The organism is Komarekiella delphini-convector SJRDD-AB1 (assembly GCF_014831675.1).
In the GTDB taxonomy this organism is placed as follows: domain Bacteria; phylum Cyanobacteriota; class Cyanobacteriia; order Cyanobacteriales; family Nostocaceae; genus Komarekiella.
Genome location: NZ_VJXY01000112.1, coordinates 1 through 7340, shown reverse-complemented (window position 1 = coordinate 7340; position 7340 = coordinate 1). Strand labels below are relative to the sequence as shown.

The window sequence follows — 7340 nt, the reverse complement described above, 5'->3', positions numbered from 1 at the left end:
ATGTGAATGGACAAGTGCGATCGCACCTGACGATTCGCAAGGCTAACACTAAGGGGAAACTTGCCACTCGCTCCATTCCGATTATTGAAGATTTGCAAGGTCTGTTGATAGAGTACCAGCCCGAAGCTGGGGAAATGTATTTGTTTCCCGGAAGGCATGGGCGCGGACATATCATCTCAGATTCCGCAGCCAAAATACTCAGGGAAGCTTGTGCTAACGTAGGTATTGAAGGGGTAAGTACCCATAGCTTTAGAAGAACAGCACTAACTTCTATGAGTGATAATCAAGTTCCGTTGAGAGTTATCGCCGAAGTTTCGGGACATCGCAGTCTGGGAGAGCTTCACACATATTTAGAGGTTCGTCCGCTACAAGTTCTAGGTGCTGTGTCTTTCTTAGCAACACTATCTCCAAAAGATAACATCGGTTTAAAAAGTTATCCCGACCTATAAACTCAAACGCCTAATTCACCGATAACGGGAGCTTGATGGATACAGGAGGAAGTCTAGCTCTTAAAAGGAACACGAGAGATAAATGTTGGGCATGTGTAATGGGATTAATCGCTAATCATGGAAGTCTTGTTGCGAAATAACAGAGGAGATTTAATTGCTGTCTTCTCATCTCCAATGACAACCGAAAAGTGGCAACAGCTTAAAGAAATACCAAAGCTGTCTAAGCGGTTTCAAATTCAGTTACCGAACGGATACAACCTGAATTTTGGAGAACACCAAAACATTTTGAAACAAAACCCCAAAAACTTTGGAGAGTATGTCCGATTTGCTTATCTTCGGTATTTCTCTGATCCGTTTTCGGGCTAGTCATTATTGTTTAGCAATCATCATAGGGAACGTGCAATAATTGGACAGCTTCGCGTTTAGAATCCTCAGAACGCAAATCGTATTTTTGCGTTGTTGCTGGGTCGGCATGTCCTGCCAGTCGGCTAACTGTCAAAACATCTACACCAGCTTCTAACAAATTACTAATAAACGTGCGTCGAAAGTCATGTGGGCTAAAATTTGCTACCTTAGCACTTAACGCCCGTTTGCGGAGAATAGTCATCACCGCTTGGTCAGTCATCCGCCCAATGTGTACATGACCGCCACGTCTTACAGGACAAATTAATGCTCCAGGCGCATTCCCTCTGACGTCAAGCCAAGCATCTAGAGCGGATACTGCTCCGGTTGGTAAATACACAGTCCTCGACTTCCCCCCTTTGCCCTTGCGGACTTGCAAAGAACCATCCTCTGTTTTGTAATCTCGTCTGTCTAATGCTACCAACTCCGCACGCCGCAATCCAGAGCCACTGAGAATAGCAATCAGTACTGCATCTCTTACACCAATATAATGAGGCTCATTCCTGCAATCGCTCAAAAGTGCGGCAATTTCACTGGTTTTTAATAGCCGTCCCCTCAAAGGAGAATCACCTTGCACACGCTTGAGATCCACAGATGCAGCGTAATCATCCGCGCTCATCAGCCCTAAGCGTGAAGCTTCCTTAAGTACTCGCCGCATTGCACAAAGCATTCGGTTTGCAGTGGCAGGAGCGTACTTTTCCATCAACACCGCTCGGATTGCTGCTGTGTGCTGGTAACGCAACTTTGACCAATCTAACGATAATGCATCACACTTATCACTAGTCAGTAATCGCGCAATTACATTTAGTGCCTTCTGCATTGTTCGTCGTGACCCACTAGTCAAACTCGACAAATAGACCGCAGCCGGGTGAAGAGTTAGCGGCTGCGGTGTCACAAGCACCAAATCAAATTGTCGTGTCGATTGCTCTGCCATGACAATACTGCGCTACACCACTTTATTAGGTCAAGCGCATTTCACTCATCATTATTTTCCCACTAATAGACAACAGAGCGATCGCTCACTACCCTCAAAAATAGTTTTGGTAAATGCCAGTTTCCATAACCTATTTTTTCGACTCTAAGCACAAACATTGACAGTGTAACGATTTGATGGCAATAGAAATAAACGCGCTTACAAAGAAGAAAATTTTACTCCTTAATACAGACCTCCCAATAAAATCAACCAACTTCTGTCCGCTTACCACCTGAATCCTTGTATGCCGCCGTAGCAAATCCCTCTACTTGTCCCCAGCCCGGCCCGTGTGGACAAAATAACCGCCAGCAGCACCGCGACGGGCAATAACTTGGGCAAACTCCTCCACATGCACAGGGTTGATGGCATCCTTGTACCGCTTGGCTTGAACTAGGTACAGCGAACCGTGCAACCAAATACAACCATCCACACCACCATCCCCGGTATAGCGTTTATTGCGACGAATGTTGTAACCCTGGCGTTCAAAGCAAGTTAGCAGCAACTCTTCAAATACAAACGGGTCTATCTTTCGCAGGTACGCCAGAACAAACGGTAGTGGTTGGGAATTTTCTCTGATGATTTGGTGCAGTCTGGCAAGTACATTATCAGCAGTGTTGATGTTTTTCTACTTGCGCTGCTTGCGTTTGGGTATGTAACGCTTGCGCTTGGGAGCTACTAGTAGCAGCCAGATGGCTACCGCCAGTAATAGGGCTAACGCTATGAATATTAGTTGGGGCATTTTGACTCTATGAAACTCAAAAGTTCTGCTTCAAACCCCGTCAAGTAAGGGCGCTTTAGTTCTCCTAGGTGTTTCAGAACAGCACGGGCAGCTTCTTCTAAGTTCTCGTTGTCTCGTAGTCTGTTAATGCGAACGCTAAGTGATTGCATATCCTGACATTCCGAATTTGTGTAGTTCATTGATTTTAAATGGTCAACTCTCAATGTATATTCTCCATCCCAAAGCTTCACGGTACAGCTAAAATCACCCAAGTGGCTGACAATGGCCCAGCACCCGCCCTTACCTCGGAGATCGGGATTATCCTTGGCAATAATCTGGCAGACTTCGCCAACTTGGTAGGTATTTGGGACTTTGGTTCGTTCCATGATGCGCTGCACAACGTCTTTGACGATCCTACCAGTCGGCACTTTCCCGCCAGCCTCCTGGACTGCGGCTTGCCATACCTCCTGTTGTTGCTGGGGTTCAAGTTTAGTCATTGGGCGGACTTGTCCCTCTGCTGTCGGCAAAATGTGATCAAATTGATCACATTTTTGCTCCAAGTTATCAAAAACAATAGCCGCGTCCATCAATAGGTAAGGTTGTCGGCGGTTGTAGGCAAACCTATCCTTGCAATATTCTTCAAAGGTTTTGTGAGTTGAGCGATACAGCCTGCGATCGCGTAATTCTAATAAAGCTTTGCCCGCTTCAGAAAACGCCCTTTCCACCCGCCGTTCTAGGTATAAGCGATCGCGTTCTTCTTGCTGGCTCAACTGGTCAAAATTGTCTAACTCAACAGTGATATCGGCTCTTTGCATTTCCTGAAGCATAGTACTAACAGGCTCCAATTTGGGATTAAAAATTTGTGGTCAAATCAGTTCAATAGCCCTCTATCGGTAGCACCTCCTCCGATAGCCACTGATAAAACTGGGGTACAGCTTGCTCCACTCGCCGCAGTTCCGGAGCTGCTAGAGCTTCTAATTCCAGCACCGTCTGCCAGCGCAAATCTTCGCCCCAACGTTTGAGGATGCCTTTGATTGCGTCTACCCCTTTGGCAATGCCATCTCGGAGCATTTGCACACAATCTTTTGTAGGAGTGGACTTATGTAATTGCGTGGTATCCACCCCCCCCAATAGGGGGTTCCCTATAGCATTATGGGGGGGGGGTGGATACGGGAGAGCTATTCGGCTCAATCCCGTACTCAGTCTGGATTGTAGCTTGATAATAGAAGGAAGATGCGCTCAATTCCCGCTTGTTTTGGCGGTGAGCGATGACTGCATGAGCAAAGTCCAATTCCTCTTGAGAGAGCGAGTAAATTTTCACCTGTTCACCACGCTTACCCTGCTTGCGACAGGATAACTTTAGCCCCAGCTGCTCAAGCATTGTGGCCAGTAGCCATATCGGTTCACAATCACTAGGGACAGTAAAACCAAGAATTGCTTTAATATGAGCCGCACAATCAACAGCGATCGCTATCATATTAATTAACTCCGGGTCAGTGGCCATAATTTCTGAACCGGTGACTAAGCGATGGAGAACGTGATGCAAACCCAAGTTAAATCGTGCCAACCAACGAGCTGAATAATTCCCCCAGTCGATGCATAAAAACAGTTTTTCTCGTTCAGTTCGGTCTTTATCCGTGACAAGTTTGGGAGGAGATGGGTATTCTCTACCAGTTGCATCATCTTTAATTACTCCCTCTGGCTCTAATAAAATTGCTTCTAGAGAAGTGATCGCTCTAATTAACCGACCGCCGTCATCTAATTCAACCAGTTCTGGGGTGACATCCATCCCGTAGGAATCAAATATGCGAAACTTTTCACATTCAAAAACTTCCTGGGGTGTCAGGTAATCTTTGCTCTGACGGGCGCGGTATTCACTCAAAGTAATATTACTGGCCCTGGCAACAGCTGAATAATGGGCAATGTCCAAAGCCGATGCCGCAACTTTTAGAGATTCTAGAGATTGGTGATCATCGTCACTCCCCACTGATACTATGGTATTGCCCATTTCCGTAAGCAGCGATCGCAGATCATCCCGCAGATTATTGAGAGAATAGTGACGGTTAGCTTGAATTTGACAGTATGCCTCTAGCGCCCAATCTTTCTCTGCTCCCCGCGCTCCTGTTTTGCGGTCAATTCGCAACAGAAAAGCAGTCATCTCGTTGGTTTGAAGCAATCGCTGTTTGATTTTTGTGGCGTTGGTATCTTTGTAACCGAAGGGAGGGCGAGGAGCCACCCAAACATGAAATGGAACTTTGGGGCGATAGCGATACAACTGTTGGGCACATTCGGTTGCCGTTTGGGAAACGCCGTGAAAAACACCAAACACCAAATCAAAATGATATTGGGAGATATCTACACCAGTTCCCAAGCTGGGGGAGGTGAGCAAGGCATCCAAGTTTTTGACGGCGTTGGTAATATCTTTGATGAAAGCGATGTTCTCCTCACTGCCGGAGTTGTCTGAATGCACAGACCAGATTCGCCATTTTGTGAGTGTAGGAGACGGGGAAGAGTTAGGAGATTCTTCGCACTTGGAGGAGAGTGATTTTTCAAGTTTCTTGATGAAACGCTTGGAGTCAGAAACCACCATGATTTTCTGTCCTGCCATTAGTGCCGCCGAGATTTGGGCGACTAGGGCGCTGGAATTATCCCCCTCGTACCAGTAAATAGTGCGATCGCCATTGCGCCACTCGTTTTTGATAATGTACGGTACTTCACCTGGTGGCCGCATTGCCCGAAAGAAGTCTACCGTCAGGTCATCCATGTGTGCATCAGCGATGACCACCAGCGGCGCATTGTATACTATATATTCCAGCACTTCCAAGATTGCTGCCCGATGTGATTTGCAAGTATTACTGTGTAGTAGGTGCGTGAGATACTGGCAGGCCTCATCAATAAATATGCAGCCGTAGGTGAGGGCTTGAGTGTTGAGCTTGTGCAAGCTATCAATAGTAATGCTGAGAGCTGTGGCTTTGGCTAACCCCACGTAACCCAGTTCTGAATACATGGCAGTTCCCAAGCGTTCGGCAAGATTTTTCAGCAGATTTACGCGATGCCCGTTGTTAAGAAATCTTGCTGAAGGATTTTGGTCACGCCACCAGCGCATTAGCTCGGTTTTACCAGTGCCCATGTCGCTCCATAAAATCACAAGTCCTGATTTAGGAAAGCGGAAAGTAGAGCGGCCAGAGGTAGAGGAATACCGAGGATTAAGGGAAGGGGTGAACAGTTCTTCTGTTTTTATCTCATAAAGCTCTCCAATTTCGGAGCATTTTTCTTCCAGATCGCTCATGCACAAGGCTTGAGACAGATATTTAATATTGACTGTCACATCTGGTTTGTACTTATTAAGTCCCCATTTTTTAGCCCGATATGAACGCTGGTAATCTTTAAGGCTTTTGGCATCATCAATGATCGCGCTCAGTAAGGCATTCGCATCCGCACCCCTTGACACCACAAAATCATCAACGCCTTTTTCTGGCCCTGGCAGCAATGCCACTTCACAAACACAACCTTGGGACTCGATTGCTCTACCAGTGCGAACCGTTGCTTGAAAAACTGACCAACGGGTATTGGAAGAAGTTTCGTAGTCAAATAATATAATGAACTTGCGTCCCGCCTGAGCCAATGGTACTAAGTCAGGATGCAACCGTTCATCAAAATCCAGCTTGCCAACTCGCCCGTTCCAAATTCCAGGGAGTGCGATCGCTACAAACCCTAGACTAAGCAAGCAAGCGGCTTTCTTCTCACCTTCGCAAAGTATTATCGGGATTTCTCTTTGAGCGATTACCCACTCCCAGAAGATCAGTGGCCGCAACAGATCTAATAACCGCAGCGCCAGGGGTGAGTGATACCGTTTAATGTTGTACCGCCGTGCAACTTGATCCCAGATACAATCAGCAACATCAAAATACGTGACACGGTTAGCAGTTTTGGGAGGAGACTCGTACTTAACAGGCTTACCTTTCTGCCAATCAATGCGGGGAAAGTTCGGCTTAATCCGTCCCCACTCCATTGGTTGCCAGTTTTTGAATGGGTCGAGGGATTGAATCCATGTCCCCCCCAACAGCAAATGCTGGTACAGTTTCAAGTATGCATCAGTGACTCGACCTGCATTTTTCCGGGGGAGCAGGGGGGAGATGAACAGGAAATCGTAGACTGATTCTCCTTCTATGTGGAAGAAGTTGCTCTCGATCAGCGCCGGATGAATCGCACTACCAACTGCTAGTTCATGATACTCAGTCGCAGTGAGATTGTTAGGATATTCAGTTGTCGCTGCTTTCATCTGATGCCCCCGCCCGTTAGGGAGCGCTCTTGAAAGTTGGTAATTGCAAACTTTTCAAAAGTTGCTATGACTGGAACTATCCTACTCCTTTGCTTCTGCTCTCTCAAAAGGATATGGGTACTGAAACTCTCAAGCGTTGACAACACTGTGCCAAACACAAAATTTTGGTCTGGGGAAATCAACAGCAATAGCTCCGCTTGTTGGTCTAACTCCTGTACCGCTTGGGCTAACTGATTTTGTTTGATTAAGATTTGTTTGTAATCATTCGTATTACAAGCAATGATTGCGATCGCCCTATCGGATAGGTGCATACTAGACTTCAAAAAGAAGTCGGGTAAAGGGTCAGGGGTCAGGGGTAAAGGTCTTGTATTTTCCCCTTGCCCTTTACCCGAATGGCACTAAGAAAAGCTCTAAGCTATGCTCCATAATGATTACAGGCATTTATGCGATTAATGAGTCAAGGAGTAGCAGCGATCGCGATTTTTTGTAGGTGTCGTGAATATAGGTGCTGTGAAA

The 7340-nt window shown here is 46.5% G+C and carries 8 protein-coding genes; 2 read left to right on the top strand and 6 right to left on the bottom strand.

Annotated features, from left to right (window positions below):
• Positions 1 to 449 (top strand): tyrosine-type recombinase/integrase (locus tag FNW02_RS36785; RefSeq protein ID WP_191762412.1); only part of this gene is annotated, 449 nt, incomplete at its 5' end.
• A gap of 117 nt (positions 450 to 566) precedes the next feature.
• The gene (locus FNW02_RS36780; protein ID WP_191762411.1) at positions 567 to 815 is read left to right on the top strand and encodes a hypothetical protein; all 249 of its coding nucleotides are present in this window, start codon (positions 567 to 569) and stop codon (positions 813 to 815) included.
• A 10-nt stretch (positions 816 to 825) separates the two neighbouring features.
• Here FNW02_RS36780 and FNW02_RS36775 read toward each other — a convergent pair whose 3' ends face one another.
• From FNW02_RS36775 to FNW02_RS36755, 6 genes are all read right to left on the bottom strand, one after another.
• Positions 826 to 1785, bottom strand: a complete 960-nt coding sequence (locus FNW02_RS36775) for a tyrosine-type recombinase/integrase (protein ID WP_191762410.1) — start codon at positions 1783 to 1785, stop codon at positions 826 to 828.
• Positions 1786 to 2089: 304 nt separating this feature from the next.
• Positions 2090 to 2350, bottom strand: a complete 261-nt coding sequence (locus FNW02_RS36770) for a restriction endonuclease (RefSeq protein ID WP_348535519.1) — start codon at positions 2348 to 2350, stop codon at positions 2090 to 2092.
• Between the two features lie 200 nt (positions 2351 to 2550).
• Positions 2551 to 3369 carry a hypothetical protein gene (locus tag FNW02_RS36765; protein ID WP_225226251.1) on the bottom strand — a complete coding sequence of 273 codons (819 nt, stop codon included), beginning with the start codon at positions 3367 to 3369 and terminating at the stop codon, positions 2551 to 2553.
• A 49-nt stretch (positions 3370 to 3418) separates the two neighbouring features.
• Positions 3419 to 3664 carry a hypothetical protein gene (locus tag FNW02_RS40380; RefSeq protein WP_431356852.1) on the bottom strand — a complete coding sequence of 82 codons (246 nt, stop codon included), beginning with the start codon at positions 3662 to 3664 and terminating at the stop codon, positions 3419 to 3421.
• A 28-nt stretch (positions 3665 to 3692) separates the two neighbouring features.
• Entirely contained in the window at positions 3693 to 6824 is a 3132-nt protein-coding gene (locus FNW02_RS36760; protein WP_431356851.1) for a plasmid replication protein, CyRepA1 family, read from the bottom strand.
• Positions 6821 to 7135: a hypothetical protein gene (locus FNW02_RS36755; RefSeq protein WP_191762408.1), complete on the bottom strand. Its 315-nt coding sequence runs from the start codon at positions 7133 to 7135 to the stop codon at positions 6821 to 6823. The genes FNW02_RS36760 and FNW02_RS36755 overlap by 4 nt, the downstream gene beginning before the upstream one ends.
• Positions 7136 to 7340: the final 205 nt, after the last annotated feature.